General features: G+C 65.6%; 13 protein-coding genes and 1 pseudogene. 8 read left to right on the top strand and 6 right to left on the bottom strand.

The genetic code is table 11. The annotated features are described in order from the left end of the window. Positions 1–41: 41 nt before the first annotated feature. A complete protein-coding gene (gene nosZ / locus ACCD06_RS29380) occupies positions 42–1,991 on the bottom strand; it encodes a TAT-dependent nitrous-oxide reductase (RefSeq protein WP_413345497.1) in 1,950 nt (649 codons plus the stop codon). 86 nt (positions 1,992–2,077) lie between these two features. Continuing rightward, the gene (locus ACCD06_RS29375; RefSeq protein WP_413345495.1) at positions 2,078–4,423 is read right to left on the bottom strand and encodes a 4Fe-4S binding protein; all 2,346 of its coding nucleotides are present in this window, start codon (positions 4,421–4,423) and stop codon (positions 2,078–2,080) included. Positions 4,424–4,743: 320 nt separating this feature from the next. Between ACCD06_RS29375 and napE the strand changes: the two genes are divergently transcribed. From napE to ACCD06_RS29345, 6 genes are read left to right on the top strand one after another with little or no spacing between them, the layout of a single operon-like run. After that, positions 4,744–4,971: a periplasmic nitrate reductase, NapE protein gene (gene napE, locus ACCD06_RS29370; protein ID WP_085082816.1), complete on the top strand. Its 228-nt coding sequence runs from the start codon at positions 4,744–4,746 to the stop codon at positions 4,969–4,971. Between the two features lie 15 nt (positions 4,972–4,986). Beyond that, positions 4,987–5,532 (top strand): ferredoxin-type protein NapF, encoded by a 546-nt coding sequence (gene napF, locus ACCD06_RS29365; protein ID WP_413345492.1) that lies wholly within the window; start codon positions 4,987–4,989, stop codon positions 5,530–5,532. Further along, positions 5,519–5,830, top strand: coding sequence for a chaperone NapD (locus tag ACCD06_RS29360; RefSeq protein WP_136701636.1), 312 nt, complete (start codon positions 5,519–5,521; stop codon positions 5,828–5,830). The genes napF and ACCD06_RS29360 overlap by 14 nt, the downstream gene beginning before the upstream one ends. A gap of 55 nt (positions 5,831–5,885) precedes the next feature. Continuing rightward, positions 5,886–8,378 (top strand): periplasmic nitrate reductase subunit alpha, encoded by a 2,493-nt coding sequence (gene napA / locus ACCD06_RS29355; protein ID WP_413346209.1) that lies wholly within the window; start codon positions 5,886–5,888, stop codon positions 8,376–8,378. 15 nt (positions 8,379–8,393) lie between these two features. Further along, positions 8,394–8,879 (top strand): nitrate reductase cytochrome c-type subunit, encoded by a 486-nt coding sequence (locus ACCD06_RS29350; RefSeq protein ID WP_136701637.1) that lies wholly within the window; start codon positions 8,394–8,396, stop codon positions 8,877–8,879. Beyond that, on the top strand, positions 8,876–9,547 hold the full coding sequence (locus tag ACCD06_RS29345) for a cytochrome c3 family protein (RefSeq protein ID WP_085082805.1): 672 nt from the start codon (positions 8,876–8,878) through the stop codon (positions 9,545–9,547). The genes ACCD06_RS29350 and ACCD06_RS29345 overlap by 4 nt, the downstream gene beginning before the upstream one ends. 75 nt (positions 9,548–9,622) lie before the next feature. On the opposite strand, the gene ACCD06_RS29340 is transcribed toward ACCD06_RS29345, so the two are convergent. Both ACCD06_RS29340 and ACCD06_RS29335 read right to left on the bottom strand, forming a co-directional pair. Continuing rightward, positions 9,623–10,498, bottom strand: a complete 876-nt coding sequence (locus ACCD06_RS29340) for a ParB/RepB/Spo0J family partition protein (RefSeq protein WP_413345489.1) — start codon at positions 10,496–10,498, stop codon at positions 9,623–9,625. Further along, positions 10,488–11,501, bottom strand: a complete 1,014-nt coding sequence (locus ACCD06_RS29335; RefSeq protein ID WP_085082800.1) for an AAA family ATPase — start codon at positions 11,499–11,501, stop codon at positions 10,488–10,490. The genes ACCD06_RS29340 and ACCD06_RS29335 overlap by 11 nt, the downstream gene beginning before the upstream one ends. 321 nt (positions 11,502–11,822) lie before the next feature. On the opposite strand from ACCD06_RS29335, the gene ACCD06_RS29330 reads away from it, so the two are divergent. Further along, entirely contained in the window at positions 11,823–12,575 is a 753-nt protein-coding gene (locus ACCD06_RS29330) for an SDR family NAD(P)-dependent oxidoreductase (protein WP_136701640.1), read from the top strand. A 13-nt stretch (positions 12,576–12,588) separates the two neighbouring features. On the opposite strand, the gene ACCD06_RS29325 is transcribed toward ACCD06_RS29330, so the two are convergent. Both ACCD06_RS29325 and ACCD06_RS29320 read right to left on the bottom strand, forming a co-directional pair. Further along, positions 12,589–13,524: an IS110 family transposase gene (locus ACCD06_RS29325; RefSeq protein ID WP_085083272.1), complete on the bottom strand. Its 936-nt coding sequence runs from the start codon at positions 13,522–13,524 to the stop codon at positions 12,589–12,591. Positions 13,525–14,012: 488 nt separating this feature from the next. After that, a pseudogene (locus ACCD06_RS29320) lies at positions 14,013–14,198 on the bottom strand (transposase); the annotation flags it as partial. A 273-nt stretch (positions 14,199–14,471) separates the two neighbouring features. On the opposite strand from ACCD06_RS29320, the gene ACCD06_RS29315 reads away from it, so the two are divergent. Beyond that, positions 14,472–16,178 carry a methyl-accepting chemotaxis protein gene (locus tag ACCD06_RS29315; protein ID WP_413345487.1) on the top strand — a complete coding sequence of 569 codons (1,707 nt, stop codon included), beginning with the start codon at positions 14,472–14,474 and terminating at the stop codon, positions 16,176–16,178. Positions 16,179–16,265 lie beyond the last annotated feature (87 nt).

The raw sequence follows: 16,265 nt of genomic DNA, 5'->3' as shown, positions 1-16,265 counted from the left end.
CCCCGCCCCTGGAGGGGTGGAGGCGGGTGGAGCGTCGCGGGTCAGGTGGAGGACGGCTCGACGATCATGCGGCCGGCCATTTCCATGTGCAGAGCATGGCAGAACCACTGGCAATAGTACCAGTGCACGCCCGGACGATCGGCGGTGAAGGTGACCGAGGCGGTCGCCTGCGGGCCGACTTCCATGCAGACGCCGTAGTTGGTGATGCTGAAGCCGTGGGTCAGGTCGTCGATGTCATCCATGTTGGTCACATAGACGGTCACCTCGTCACCCTGCTTGACCGTGAACTCCTCCAGCCCGAAGGCCGGGGCACGCTGCCACATGTAGACGCGGACCTTCTTGCCGTCGCGGATGACCTTGGTGTCATCCTCCAGCACCACGCCGTCCTTCTTGGCCTGCTGGCGCGCCTCTTCCCACATCGGGTCGTTGCGGTCATAGACCGAGCGCGGGTTCACCTTGGAGCGGTGGACGATCAGCGTGTCATGCGGCTCGGCGAAGGTGGGGCCGTCATGCACCAGCTTCATCTCGTCGCCGGAGATGTCGATCAGCTGGTCGTTCTCCGGCTTCAGCGGGCCGACGTTGAGGAAGCGGTCCTTGGAGAACTTGTTCAGCGACACCAGCCACTTGCCGTCGGCCTCCTTGGTCTCGCCCATGGAGGTGTGGTTGTGGCCGGGCTGATACTGGACGTCCAGCTTCTGGACGATCGGGTCGACCTTCTCGCCCTTGTAGGCACGCCGCGCCTTGTCGATGTTCCACTTCACCAGCTGGCTGTCGAGGAACAGGGTGGTGTAGGCGTTGCCGCGGCCGTCATAGGCGGTGTGGAGAGGCCCGAGGCCCAGCTGCGGCTCGGCGACGACGACGTCGCGCGGCTTGATCTTGTCGTTGAACAGGTCATCCAGCAGGCGCACGTCGAACACGGTGACGGTCGGCGACAGCTTGCCGTTCACGGTGACGTGGATGCCGTCCGGAGCGGCGTTGATGCCGTGCGGGTTGGCGGGCACCGGGATGTAGCGGGTGAAGGCGCTGCCGTGGCGGCCGTCGACCACCGGCACGCCGTTCACCAACGGGATCTTGCCGGACTTCACCGCCTCGTCGATGCGCTTCAGGTTGAAGACGACGACCCAATCCTGCTCGGCGCTGGTCATCTCCGCCGCGGTGACGCCCTCTTCGGAGTCGTAGCAGGTGGAGAAGGCGTATTTGCCCTGATAGTCGGCGTCGGTGTTGTCGAGGTTGCCGTCGACCCAGACCTGCCACGCGATCTTCATCGTGTCGCCGTCGATGGCGGTGAAGTGCGACTTGTAGGCCTTCGTGTTGGTCAGGTCGCGGCCATCATTCGGGGTCGGCACGCGCTGTTCGCCGTTGGCGAAGACATAGCCGGTGCGCGGGTAGCGCTGCGGACGCAGACCGTGGATCGCGGCGGCGTTCGGGATCTCGATGATGGTGTCGGTCTTCATGATGTCGCAGCGGATGCGCGCGACACGGGTGTTGGCCTTGTCGTTGATGAAGATGTAACGGCCGTCATAGGTGCCGTCGGTGAAGGACATGTGCGGGTGGTGGGCGTCGCCGTTCAGATAGATGCCGCCGCGCGTCTCCAGGAACTTCTTGGTTTCCGGGAGCATGTGCTCGGTCAGGATCTTCCGGCTTTCGTTGGTCATGCCCCAGCCGGTGGCGGAGCAGCGGTTGAACACCGGAATGCGCATCAGTTCGCGCATCGACGGCAGGCCGAGGATGCGGACTTCGCCCGAATGCCCGCCGGAATGGAAGGCGTAATATTCGTCGAGATCGCCCGGCTTCACCTCGGCGTTGAGGTGGCCGGCCTGGGCGTTGGCCGCCAGGGCTTCGGTGGCACCGAACAGGGCGCTGCCCGCGATGCCGCCGGCGGTCGCACCGCCGACCGCGCCGGTCAGCCCGGCAAGCGCCGCGGCCTTCGCCGTTCCGCCCAGTAGAGCACGGCGGTTGACGCCTGCCGTGTTGTTGGTCTCACTCGACATAGTCTGCTCCTTCGCTGACCCCGCTTTTGGGGTTGTCATGAGACCCGTTGCGACCGGGTCCCGTTATGGGGATGAGGGGATGGCGGTCAGGACTGGTGCGGCCGGATCGTCAGCCGGCCGGTGGCCGGATCGGCGGTGGGCACCGTGCTGCGGGAGGTGGCGCCGGCGGGGGCGGGCTGGGCCGCAGCCGCGGCCGCGGCTTCCTTTTCCGCCGCCAGCCGGGCCTCGGCGGCCTGCCACTTCTCGCGCTTCTGCCGCTTCTGGATCATGACCGGACATTTGTGGTCGTGGTGGTAGAGCATCTGGCAGTGCAGGCACTGGATGCATTCGTTGGGGTTGATCGAGCCGTCGGGGTGGATGGCCTGGACCGGGCATTCGTTGCCGCAACGCTGGCAGGGGCTGCCGCATTCCTTGTAGCGGCGCAGCCAGTCGAACATCCGCAGCCGGCCGGGGATCGCCAGCGCCGCGCCCAGCGGGCAGAGATAGCGGCAGAAGAAGCGTTCGATGAACAGGCCGGCCGCCAGCAGCGCCACGGCGAAGGCGACGAACCACCAGTCGCGGACGAAATGCAGGATGATGGCGGTCTTGAACGGCTCGATCTCCGCCGCCTTCTCCGCCGTGCCCAGCGATTGCAGCGACAGGGCGAACAGCATCAGGAAGATGATGTATTTGATCGGCCACAGGCGCTGGTGCAGGCCGAAGGGCACGGTGATCTGGCGGATGCCGATCTTCTTCGCCGCCTTCGACAGCAGTTCCTGCAGCGAGCCGAACGGGCAGAGCCAGCCGCAGAAGGCGCCCCGGCCCCAGAACAGCAGCGACGCCGCCACCGAGAACCACAGGATGAACACCAGCGGGTCCATCATGAAATAGTCCCAGCGGAAATCGGTGCGCAGCGCGTTGGCGAAGGTCAGGACGTTGACAACCGACAGCTGGGCCGTGGCGTACCAGCCGAGCCAGACCAGGGTGAAGACCAGATAGGCCGTCCGCACCCGCTCATACAGCGCCGGACGCTTGGTCAGCTGGTCCTGGAAGAAGAAGATGCCGGTCAGCAGAAGGATGGCGACGGACAGGATGGCGACATCGACCTTCCGGTTCTGCCAGATGCGCTGCCACAGCGGCGTTTCGGCGGCTTCCTCCGCCTCCGCCGCACCGGCGGCCTGGATGGCGGCGCTGTGGCTGGCGGATTGGGCGGACGCCGGTGCGGCGGCCGATGCCGGGGCCGGGGCCGGAGCGGCCGGCTTTTCGGTCTTCAGGAACTTGTCGGGCGGCTGGTAGCCGAGGTCGAAGGTGACGAACACCTTGTCGAGCGCCGCGATGGCGCGCTGGACCAGCAGCTGCAGGCGCCAGGAGTCGGCCGGGTTGAACTCCGCATTCTCCGGCAGGACGAACAGGCCGATTTCCGGGAAATCGGGGGCGCCGGCGGCGGCGACGCTGCCCAGGCGCTTGTGCATCTTGTCGCGGAAGCGGACGGAGCCCTCATGCTGCACCAGTTCGATGCGGTCGAAGATGCCGCCGCGGACATAGCCCGAGCCTTTGAAGGAATAGCGCCCCTGCCCCGCAACCAGGATCGCCTGCTGGCCCGGCTTCAGCTGCTTGGTCAGGGTCTCGTACTCCGCATCGCCCAGCAGCGAGCGGCCGATGGTGGGAATGGTCACCAGCGCGGCATAGAGGTCGATGAAGGTCTCGTCGGGGCTGCCGGCCTCGGCGCGGGCGATGGCCTCCGCCTTGCCGGTCTTCTCGAAGGCGGCATTCACCTCCCCCACCGTCAGGGTCAGCCGGCGCACCGATCCGTCGCCGATCAGGGTCGCCCAGTCCTCGACCCCGGTCTTCGACAGGTCGATGGTCTTGGTCACGACCGGTTCCGCGTCCGTCCCGCCCTGCCCCAGCGACTGCATCACCTTCTTGCCGGAGCGGATGATGGAATCGCCGATGACCATCACGGTCACCGTCGCACCCGACACGATGTCGACCGGCGGGCTGGCGGCGCTCTGGCTGGCGAGCTGCAGCACGTTCTTGCCGACATAGCCGTTGATGAAGCCGTTGATGCGGGCCGGCGGGATGCCGATCAGCACGATGGGCTCGTGATGGTCCATCAGCCGGGCGCCGGTCACCGTGCCGTCCGCCGCCAGCCCGACCACCACGTCGATCGGCCGGCCCGAATAGCCGGTGGTGTTGACATAGTCCGACGTCAGATAGGCGTGGCCCACCACGGCGTCGCCCTTGTAGACGGGGACGGTGGGGGCATTCGGGGTGGGCTTGCCGAAGCGGTCGGCACCGGGGACGAGATCGGAAGGCTGCAGCTTCGCCAGATAAGGCAGCAGCCGGCCGCTCTCGGCCGCCTCGGCCGCGGCAATGCCGGTCAGCAGCAAAAGGACGGCGACAAGTGCCGATCCCACCCAACGTTGCAAACGCGTGAACCTCACGACGGCCATCCTCCGGCTTTCGCCAATTGGCTTCGGTGTTTCCGGCGGATCAAATACCCAGCCAGAGCGTAAGGACTTGACCAAGGTCAAGAGTTCGGCGGATCGCCGTACGAATTGCGCCAGATCAACAGCCCTCGACTGGGGTTGTGATTTGGTGAGGGAAATACCCTCTCTGGCTGTGTGGCTTCCTTTCTCCCCAGAAGTGAAGGGGGGATGGGGAATTACTCGCCTGATGGCATACTCCCTAGGGGCAGTGGGCTGCTGCGAGACGTTTCCAGCAATTTGCGGTTGGAACGGTCAGCCCGAGATAAAGCGGAAGGCCGCATCCCATGAGCGCAGCCCGGCAAGGCAGCCCAGCCCGCAATGTCGATGCCTCCACCTCTGCCGACCCGCGCCCGCCGGTTGACCAGGGCACCCGCCGGCGCGAGATCGCGATGTTCCTGCTGCTGGCGGTGTTCATCTGGCCGGTGCTGTCGATCGCCGTGGTCGGCGGCTATGGCTTCATCGTCTGGATGTCGCAGATGATCCTGGGTCCGCCCGGTCCGCCGCCGGTCTGACGGAGGGACCGTCCTATGGCCGATGATGGCTTAGATGGTCGATCCATAGACCGGGGAAGGCGGGGCCTCCTGCGCGGTCGGCCGGCGGCAGGGCCGGCGCCGATCCATCCCCCCTGGTCCCGTCCCGATTATTTTACCGCACTCTGCACCCGCTGCGGCGCCTGTGCCGCGGCCTGTCCCGAGGCGATCCTGCGGCCCGGCGACGGCGGCTATCCCGAGGTCGATTTCACGCGCGGGGAATGCAGCTTCTGCGGCGCCTGCGCCGATGCCTGCGCCGAGCCGATCTTCGACCGGACGGTGCCGCCCTGGGCGTTGCGGGCGAGCGTCGCGCCATCCTGCCTTGCGGTGCAGAGAGTGGTGTGCCGGAGTTGCCAGGACGCCTGCCCGGAAGGGGCGATCCGTTTCCAGCCGGCGGCCGGCGGGGCCGCCCATGCCTGCATCGACGACGCGGCCTGCACCGGTTGTGGCGCCTGCGTCGCCGCCTGCCCGTCCGGCGCCGTCACCCTCACCCACCAGACCGCCCCTCACAAGACCGGGAGCCCAAGCCATGCCGTTCGATGACATCACGGGATTGGGGACGAGCGCCGAACGGCATCTCGCCTCGCTGCTGCTGCATGTGCGGCCGGACCGGCAGGCGATGGTGCGCGCCGCCATCGCCACCCTGCCCGGCACCGAACTCCACATCGAACAGGCCGGCAAGATGGTGGTCACCGTCGAGGGACCGCATGAGGGCTGGATCGCCGACCGCATGACCGCGCTGCACCTGCTGGACGGCGTGTTCTCCGCCGTCATGGTCTTTCACCACATCGACCGGGGGCACATCGACCGCGCGGAGGTGGAGGCCGCCGAGGGGAGCTAGCCCTGCCCTGCCCTGCCAGCCGGATCCGAACACCAGAAGAAGAAGGGGGATGCCCATGTTGGACCGTCGCGACTTCATCAAGGCCCAGGCGGTGGCCGCCGCTGCCGCCGCCGGGGGCATCAGCCTGCCGGCCGCCGCACAAAGCTCGCTGGTGGCGGGCGAGGACACGGCGCTGAAATGGTCGAAGGCGCCCTGCCGGTTCTGCGGCACCGGATGCGGCGTGATGGTCGCGACCAAGGACAACCGCGTCGTCGCCACCCACGGCGACATGCAGGCGGAGGTGAACCGCGGCCTGAACTGCGTGAAGGGTTATTTCCTGTCGAAGATCATGTATGGCGAGGACCGGCTGACCCAGCCGCTGCTGCGCATGCGCGACGGGCAATATCATAAGGAGGGCGAGTTCCAGCCGGTGTCGTGGGACCGCGCCTTCGACGAGATGGCCCGCCAGTGGAAGCGGGTGCTGAAGGAGAAGGGGCCGGAGGCGGTCGGCATGTTCGGCTCCGGCCAGTGGACGATCTGGGAGGGCTATGCCGCGACGAAGCTGATGCGCGCCGGCTTCCGCACCAACAACCTAGACCCGAACGCCCGCCACTGCATGGCGTCGGCCGCCGTCGCCTTCATCCGCACCTTCGGCATGGACGAGCCGATGGGCTGCTACGACGATTTCGAGAATGCCGACGCCTTCGTCCTCTGGGGCTCCAACATGGCGGAGATGCACCCCATCCTGTGGACCCGCGTCACCGACCGCCGGCTGGCGCACCAGCATGTCAAAGTGGCGGTGCTGTCCACCTTCGAGCATCGGAGCTTCGAGCTGGCCGACATCCCGATGATCTTCACGCCGGGGACCGATCTGGCGATCCTGAACTTCATCGCCAACCACATCATCCAGACCAACCGGGTGAACAGGGAGTTCGTCGAGAAGCATTGCAACTTCCGGCTCGGCCAGAAGGACATCGGCTATGGGCTGCGGCCGGAGAATGTGCTGGAGGTGCGGGCGGCCAACGCCAAGGACCCGACCGATTCCAAGCCCATCGATTTCGACGCCTTCGCCAAGTTCGTCAGCACCTACACGGCGGATTACACGGCTGAGCTGACGGGAGTGCCGAAGGAGCGGCTGCTGGCCCTGGCGGAGCTGTATGCCGATCCGAAGACCAAGGTCATGTCGCTGTGGACCATGGGGTTCAACCAGCATGTCCGCGGCGTCTGGGCCAATCACATGGTCTACAACATCCATCTGCTGACCGGGAAAATCTCCCAGCCGGGGAACGGTCCCTTCTCGCTGACCGGCCAGCCGTCGGCCTGCGGCACCGCGCGCGAGGTCGGGACCTTCGCCCACCGGCTGCCTGCCGACATGCAGGTCACCAACCCGACCCACCGTGCCCATGCGGAGGAGGCGTGGAAGCTGCCGAAGGACCTGCTGCCGGGCAAGATCGGCTATCACGCCGTGCTGATGGACCGGATGCTGAAGGACGGCAAGCTGAACGCCTACTGGATCATGGTGAACAACAACCTGCAGGCGGCACCGAACAGCGCCAACGAGACCTATCCCGGTTACCGCAACCCGGACAATTTCATCGTGGTGTCGGACGCCTACCCCACCGTCACCGCGTCCGCCGCCGACCTGATCCTGCCGGCGGCGATGTGGGTAGAGAAGGAAGGCGCCTACGGCAACGCCGAACGCCGCACCCATTTCTGGCACCAGCTGGTCACCGCGCCGGGAGAGGCGCGGTCGGACCTGTGGCAGTTGATGGAGTTCTCCAAGCGCTTCACCACGGATGAGGTGTGGCCGGCGGCGGTGCTGGACACCAATCCGTCATACCACGGCAAGACGCTGTTCGACGTGCTGTACCGCAACGGCACCGTCGACCGCTTCCCGCTGTCGGACGTCGATCCGGACTATGCCAACGACGAAGCCAAGCATTTCGGCTTCTACGTCCAGAAGGGGCTGTTCGAGGAGTATGCCGATTTCGGGCGCGGGCACGGCCATGATCTGGCGCCCTTCGACACCTATCATCAGGTGCGCGGCCTGCGCTGGCCGGTGGTGGACGGCAAGGAGACGCGCTGGCGCTACCGCGAGGGCTACGACCCCTTCGTCAAGGCGGGCGAGGACGTGCGGTTCTACGGCAACCCGGACGGCAAGGCCAACGTCTTCGCCTTCCCCTACGAGCCGCCGGCGGAGGCACCCGACCATGACTTCGACCTGTGGCTGGTGACGGGGCGCGTGCTGGAGCATTGGCACAGCGGGTCGATGACCATGCGGGTGCCGGAGCTGTACAAGGCGATGCCGATGGCGCTGGTCTTCATGCATCCCGACGATGCCAAGGCGCGGGGCTTGCGCCGCGGATCGGAGGTGAAGGTGGTCTCCCGCCGCGGCGAGATGCTGACGCGGGTGGAGACGCGCGGGCGCAACAAGCCGCCGCGCGGCGTGGTGTTCGTGCCGTGGTTCGACTCCGCCCGGCTCATCAACAAATGCACGCTGGACGCCACCGACCCGATCAGCAAGCAGACCGACTTCAAGAAGTGCGCCGTCAAGATCGTCGCTGCCTGAGGGAGGAGTTGAGCCATGCGACCCCATCACCTTGCCGCGCTGGCGGCCCTGCCCTTCCTCGTGCCGGCGGTTCTGTCGGCGCAAAGTACGCCCGCGCTGCGCCTGGACTCGCCGTTCCGGCCGCCGGTCAATTTCGTCGAGCAGAACCCTGCCCCGCCGATCCCGCCGGACGTCACCGACGACCGCCGCGTCGCCCGCAATTACCCGGAGCAGCCGCCGGTGATCCCGCACAATGTCCGTGATTACCAGATCACGCTGAACAACAACCAGTGCCTGACCTGCCACAGCCGCCGCTTCACCGAGGCGGTGCAGGCGCCGATGGTCAGCATCACCCATTACGTCGACCGTGAGGGCCAGACGCTGGGCGCCGTGTCGCCGCGGCGGTATTTCTGCATGCAGTGCCATGTGCCGCAGACCACGGCCCAGCCCATCGTCCCGAATACCTTCAAGGATCTCGACAGTCTGGTCAGCCGGCCGTCGGACCGGGGGGATCACCGATGAAACCGCGGGTTCCGGTGTCGCTGAAAAAGGCGTGGCAGACCTTCTCCCGTCCCAGCCGGACCTTCAGCCTGGGCTTCCTGACGCTGGGCGGCTTCATCGCCGGCGTGATGTTCTGGGGCGGCTTCAACACCGCGCTGGAGGCCACCAACAAGGAAGCCTTCTGCATCGGCTGTCACGAGATGCAGGCGAACCCTTATGAGGAGATGAAGCAGACCATCCACTTCACCAACAGGTCGGGCGTGCGGGCGACCTGCCCCGACTGCCATGTGCCGCATCAGTGGACCGACAAGATCGCCCGCAAGATGCAGGCGTCGAAGGAGGTCTGGGGCAAGATCTTCGGCACCATCGACACGCGCGACAAGTTTCTGGCGAAGCGCCGCGAACTGGCCGAGCATGAGTGGGCGCGGCTGAAGGCGAACAACTCGCTGGAATGCCGCAACTGCCACAGCGCCGATTCGATGGACATCACCAAGCAGGGGGCGCGGGCGGCACGCATCCATGAACAGTACCTGTTCACCGGGGAGCGCACCTGCATCGACTGCCACAAGGGCATCGCCCACCGCCTGCCCGACATGCAGGGCGTGCCGCCGGGTTGGAGCGAGGCGTCCGACAACCCGCAGAAGCCGATCGGGCATTGGCTGGCGAATGCGGGCGGGGAGGGGAGGTAGCTATCTCTCCCGCCCCGTGACGTCACTGGTCGGAATCCGACCACCCTTCGCGCGGTGGTCGGATTCCGACCAGTCTTACTTTCCGGCTCCGGCCAGGATGGCGTCGATGGCGGTGCGCATGTCGGCCAGCGCCTGCCGGTCGGTGTCGGACAGCGGCTGCGGCTTGGCCTGAAGTTCCTGCAGCACGTCGCGGGCCTGGAAGACCGGCTTGGAGACGCGCTTGGGCAGGGCGCTGGACGCGATGCCGGACGGGACGCTGACCGGTTCGCGCCTGGGCTGGGCGGCGGCCGGGGAGGGCGGGGAACCGGCCTCGGCGCGCTTCAGCTTCTCCCAGGCGCGGAGCTGCTCGTCTTGGTCGTCGATGGCGGCCAGCGCCTCCAGCTTCGCCTTGGTCGGGCGGAGCAGGGGATAGTCCTCGCGGATCGCCGGGGCCAGACGCTGGAAGGACAGCATCATGGTGACGTATGTCTTCTTGCGGCCCAACGCCTCGGCAAGCTGGCGGTGGGAATAGCCGTGCCGTTCGGCCAGCCGGGCCAGTGCGTCGGATTCCTCCAGCGGGTTCAGGTCACTGCGCTGGAGGTTTTCGACGATGGCGATCTCCTCGTCGTCGTCGCCGGTGAACAGGATGCCGAAGATGGTCTCCCGTCCCAAGAGCCGCATCGCCCGCAGCCGCCGCTCGCCATAGACCAGCTGCCAGCTGTCGTCGGCGGTCTGGCGAACGCCGATCGGTTGTTGCAACCCGTGACGCTCGATGGAGGCGGACAGCCCGCGCAGCTCGTCCTCGTCGAACTCGCGGCGCGGCTGGTTCGGGTTGGGGGCGATGCGGTCGACCGGCACCTCGACCAGATGCGGCGCGTGGCGGCTGAGGCCGAACAGCGCGTCCTTCATCCTTGCGGCTGCGGTGGCGCTCTGCGCCGGCTTGGTTGCCTTGCCGAGAAGACTACGCGACACGGTCGACCTCCTTGATGCGGGCGGTGCGTTCCTCGACCAGGGCGGAGGCGACGTCGCGATAGACAGCGGCGCCGGCCACGTCCGGCATCGCTTCCACCGCCGCGCGGCCGACCGAGGTCGCCTGGGCATAGACCGACGCCTTCGGCACCGGATCGAACACCCGCAGATGCGGGCCGTACTGTTCCTGGATCTGCTCCAGAACCTCGCGGTCGTTGCGTTCCCGCTGCTTGAAGATGGTCGGCACGATGCCGAGCACGCCGAGCGCGGTGTTCATCCGCCGGCGGATCTTCGCGACGTTTTCCAGCAGGAAGGCCATGCCGAGCAGGCTGAACTTCTCGGTCTGGCAGGGGATGATCGCGGTGTGGGCGGCGACCATGGCGTTCTTGGTCAGCTCGCCGATGTTGGGCGGCGTGTCGATGACGATGAAGTCGAAGCTGCGCTTCGCCGCGGCGATCTTCTCCTTCATGATGAAGTCGCCGCCGGCTTCCTTGCCCAGTTCCACCTCCGTCTCGGCAAGCCGGATGGAGGAGGGGGCGACGCGCAGGCCGCTTTCCGGCACGGTGACCAGGATGTCGTCCAGTTCCAGGTCGCCATGCATGACGTAGTAGAGGGTCTTGCCCTCCGTCTCCATCGTGTAGGAATCGATGCCGAGGTGCTGGGTGGCGTTGGCCTGCGGATCGCAGTCGATCAGCATGGTCGAATAGCCCTTCAGCGCCAGGGCCGAGGCGATGTTCACCGCCGACACCGTCTTGGCGCAGCCGCCCTTCTGGTTCGCCACGACGACGACCAGGGCAGGGCCGCCCAGCCTTTCCGGCTCCGGCCCGGCGATCTCGCGCGTCATCAGCGCATCGACGGCCGCCGGGATGCGCTCCGCGTCGTTTTCCCAGCGGCTGATCTTCTGCTTGTCATAGCGGCGCTGCAGCCGCCCGTTCAGCCAGACGGCGAATTCGGACTGCGACAGTCCTTTCGCTTCCCGTTGGGTCCGCAACTCCTCGCCCTTCACCGTCCCCTCCCCAGCATGAACAGGGCGGGAGGGTAGGGGTAGATGCTACAATGGTCAAGGAGGCCGTTGGGAGAGCGTGGCGGCAGACCTTCCAGAAGACGTGGTCCGGCCGGCACGGAGCGCCTCCACGGGGCTTATCCCGTCGAACTCGCCGTCCGCGATCTGCAGCCATGCCCTGAGCATCCAGGGTTTTCCACCGGCAGGGTCGCCCACGCAGAATTGTTTGACCAAGATCAAGACTCTCGGACCCGGTTTCTCCGATGCTTCCGACGTCGGGACCCACACGGCTCCCGGTCTCGATTTCGAACAGGGAGACCCTTCATGGCGAAGCTTCTGGACGGCAAGGTCGCCGTCGTCACCGGCGGCAGCAGCGGCATCGGCGCATCCATTGTCGAGCGCTATCTGGCCGAGGGTGCCAAGGTCGCCGTCTTCGCCCGCAGCGCCGGGGCGCTTCAGGACCTCGCCGCACGGAACCCCGATCAGGTGCTGGCCGTGCCCGGCGACGTCACCGTGCGCGCCGACCTCGAGCGACTGGTCGCGGCGACGGTCGAGCGCTTCGGCGGGGTGGACGTGGTGGTGCCGAACGCCGGGGTCGCCAAGGTGGTCTCCTTCGCCGACAGCGACGAACAGGCCATCCAAGAGCAGTTCTCGGTCAATTTCGTCGGGGCGCTGCAGACTGCGCGGCTGTTCCTGCCGCACATGCGCCGGGGCGGCTCGATCGTCTTCGTCACCACATTCCTGGTGCAGGTCGGCTTCCCCGGTCTGGCGATCTACAGCGCCAGCAAGGCGGCGCTGACCTCGGCGACCAAGACACTGGCGGCCGAACTGGCACCGCAGGGCATCCGGGTGAATGCTGTCGCCCCCGGCCCGATCGCCACGCCGATCTGGAGCAAGGTCGGCCTGCCCGAGGACGTGCTGGGCCAGGTCGCCGCCACCGTCACGGCCCGGTTGTTCCCCGGCGCGTTCGGCGCCCCGGAGAGCATCGCCGACGCGGCGCTGTTCCTCGCCTCCGATCAGGCAAAGAACATCTACGGCCAGGAGCTGGTGGTCGACGGCGGCTATACGGTGGGATGAGCAACTGTCTTGTTCATGTGTTGGTGGGAATGGCTGCCAGTGCGTCACGGACCCGAGCGTTGAGAATTGTCAGCATTTTGTGGATGACAGCGACGACGGCGACCTTTCCCGGCTTTCCGGCGGCTCTGAGGCGCTCGGAGAAGGCTTTGAGGGTTGGATCATATCGCATGGCGGTTAGTGCGGCCATGTAGAGTGCGTTGCGCAGTCCAAGGCGCCCACCGCGGATCATGCGCTTGGCGTCGCTCTTGCCGCTTTGGCGGGTGTAAGGGCACACCCCAACCAATGCGGCGATCTTTCGCCGGTCGAGCCTGCCCAGTTCAGGCAACTCGGCCAGCAGGGTGGCGACCGTGACCGGGCCGACTCCCTTGATCGAGTGGATCGGCTTGGTCACGGCGGTCCAGGCCGGATTGGCCTGGATCTGCTTGGCGATCTCGTCGCTGATCCGCTCGATCAGCGTTTCGAGCCGGGTCAGCAGGCCGCGCGTGGCACGGCGCAGGGAGGTGCTGGTCAAGCCACGCAGTTGATTGTCCAGCGCGGTCTTCTGCTCGATCAGCTGGCGGCGCCAGCGCACAGTCTCAGCCAGCCGCTCGGTGGCTTGGTCGAAGACCGCCGGGGTGGTGGTGAAGGTCTGGGCGAAGCGGGCGATGACGCGGGCGTCGATGGCGTCGGTCTTGGCGAACTGACCGGCGGCCTCGGCGAAGCGGCGCACGCGTACCGGATCGAGGATGGAGACGGTATAGCCCGCCTCGGCGAACTTGCGGGCGCAGCCCTTCTCGAAGCCACCGCTGGCCTCCAGGGCGATGGTGATCTGGGCCGGCTCGCCGTGGCGTTCCAGCCACGCCATCAGTTGTTTCCAGCCCTGCTCGGTGTTGTCCACGCGCCAGGAAGCGTTGCCGGGCAGGAGATGGACATCGAGAGCGTCTTTGCTTACATCAATGCCGACAAATATGAGAAGAAGTGCCATTCTTCGGATCCCTTCCTTGCCTGTTCGGCGGTCGTGCCAGGCAACTGTTCGGGCGTGGAAGACGGCGGAGCGGTCCCAAGCTCATCCGCGGCCGGCCAGGGCCAAGGGTTTAGCGGGTGCCGCTCCACCCTGGGGGGGTGGGGCATGCCCCACCCCCCCAGGGCTTCTTCTCTAGCAAAATTCAAAGACACAAGGGTTCCTCGGCCCGCAGCGCCACGCCGGCGGTGCTGACGCCCTTTCGGAGCGAAATGCGGTAGACCGAAACTGGCGCGCACCCCGTCTCGGCGGCGATCGCGGCTTCGGTCTAGCCGCGGTCGTCCCCACGGGGCACCAGCCCGCCGGAGCGCGCGCCGAATGGCCTGCTCCGAGCGCCCCGTCCGGGCCCCGCCTCTCCGTCCCGACCGGTCAGACTTAACAGCGCCGCGCGGTGCCGGACAAGGCCGGCGCCCCGATCGCGACATTCACCGGCCGACGCCGTGCACCAGCATGCGGCGCAGATAGCCATCCCCAGCTTTGGAGATGCCGCCCAGGGACTCCTTGCCACCGCTGGAATTTTGCCGCGGCACCAATCCGAGCCAAGCCGCCAAGTGGCGCGCTGAGGTGAAAGTCTTCGTATCACCGATGGTGGCCACCAGCGTCGTCGCAACGATCGGGCCGATGATCGTGGGCTGCAAGGGAAGGATCTCCGTTTCCAGAGGGTCGATCCCGTCAGCCGGTGTCACTCACCAGAAACGGAGGGCGTCCATCGCATCATAGCCTTTCAGAACAATCGGCCATCCACCGCAATCGCAAATAAATAATTTTGCTGAATATTTTAAATAATCATAAGAACTTTTGTGGCGCTATGAAATATCTTTAAACCATTGATTAAGTTATAATGTGTCAATTTTCTTCAGATGCTCCAGGCCGTGACTCACAGGATGATACGAGTGATGCAGTTCAGTAATGTGAAAATTTTTGCCAAGATCCTCGTCCTGGTGGTTCTGATGTCAGCAGTTACTGCTGTGATCAGCGTGATGGGCGTACGAGCGCTTACGACACTCGATCAGGACGCCGGTGAGATCGAGCAGGCTGGCCGTGAGGCGCTTACTGGCGCGCGAGCCAACCGCAACGTGATTGGTCTCAATCGCGCAGAATACTACATTGCCGCCGATCCCTCTCGCGCCGGGTTAAGTGAGGCGGAGAAGGAGGTCGCCGCTCAGCGGCGCGAACTCGAACAGCGGCTCACCGTTCTGAAGAAGACCGCCGACACGCGCCAAGCGGAGTTGCTCAGCGTCGTCGATGGGGCCTATGCCTCCTATCTGAAGGAACTGGATGATACAATCGTCCAGGCCCGCAATGTCGGGGACCAGATCAGTATGGATGCAGTGCGCAAGACTGTCCTCGACTCTGTCGTGACGTCGCGAACTGCCGCCAACCAACTTCAGGCCGCCATTAACGCTTACAACAAATACACCGACGACAAGACAAGTGCTGTTTCGCAAAACGCCAGCATCAATGCCCGATCTGTCCACAACATGCTGATTGCAGTGGCGGTGCTGGGCATTCTCAGCGGTATCGTCGTCGGTTTGCTAATCGCCCGATACGGCATCAGCCGTCCGATCAGCGCGTCGGTCACCAGTCTGCGCGGCCTCGCCGACGGCAACCTGAACGTCGATATCTATGGCGTTGGGCGCAAGGATGAGATCGGCGATATCGCTGGTACGATGCAGGTCTTCAAGGAGAACCTCCAACGTGCCCGCACCATGGAAGAGGAAGCCAAGCAGGCCGAGCAGCGCGCAATGGCAGAGAAGAAGCGCGCCATGAACGAGCTGGCCGACAGCTTTGAAGCCAGCGTGCAGGGCGTGGTCAGCACCGTATCGTCCTCGGCCACCCAGCTTCAAGGAAATGCCCAGAGCATGTCCTCAATTGCTGAGGAAACGACACGTCAAGCCTCTTCTGTGGCCGCGGCAACCGAACAGGCGTCCAGTAATGTCCAAACCGTCGCGTCGGCGGCCGAGGAGTTGTCCAGTTCGATCGCTGAAATCGCTCGGCAGGTAGAATCTGCCGCACAGATCAGCCGCACTGCGGTGGATGAAGCGCAACGCACCAACGCCACCGTCGAGAGCCTCGCCCAGGCTGCCGAGAAGATCGGTAGCGTGGTGTTGCTCATCCAGCAAATTGCCAGCCAGACCAACCTTCTGGCGCTGAATGCTACGATCGAGGCGGCTCGTGCTGGTGAAGCGGGCAAGGGCTTCGCCGTCGTGGCGTCCGAGGTGAAGAGTCTCGCCAACCAGACCGGGCGTGCCACCGAGGAGATCGCCAGCCAAATACAAGCGATCCAAAAGGAGACGCAGGGTGCTGTCAGCGCAATCCGGGGTATTGCCGACACGGTTCTGCAGGTGAACCAGATCGCCGCGACCATCGCCTCGGCGGTGGAGGAGCAGACCGCCGCCACCGGCGAGATATCACGCAATGTCCAGCAGGCCGCGCAAGGTACCTCTGAGGTTTCCCGCAGTATTGTTGGTGTCAACGAAGCCTCCAATCAAGCCGGTCAATCGGCCTCGGAAGTCTTGCGAGCCGCCAACAACCTGGGACTTCAGGCGCAGACCCTGCAGTCATCCGTAGATGAGTTTGTCAAACGCATCAGAACCGCATGAAGTTTGTCAAAGGGTTAGATACGGTGATCGACCGCCTTCAGGCGGTCGATGCTCTGTAATGTAGGCGAGGCATAAGCTTCCGCGCTG

Source organism: Azospirillum sp. CT11-132, assembly GCF_047302835.1.
Lineage (GTDB): Bacteria > Pseudomonadota > Alphaproteobacteria > Azospirillales > Azospirillaceae > Azospirillum.
Note: the sequence above shows the minus strand (reverse complement) of the source record. Positions and strands in the feature narration are given on the sequence as shown.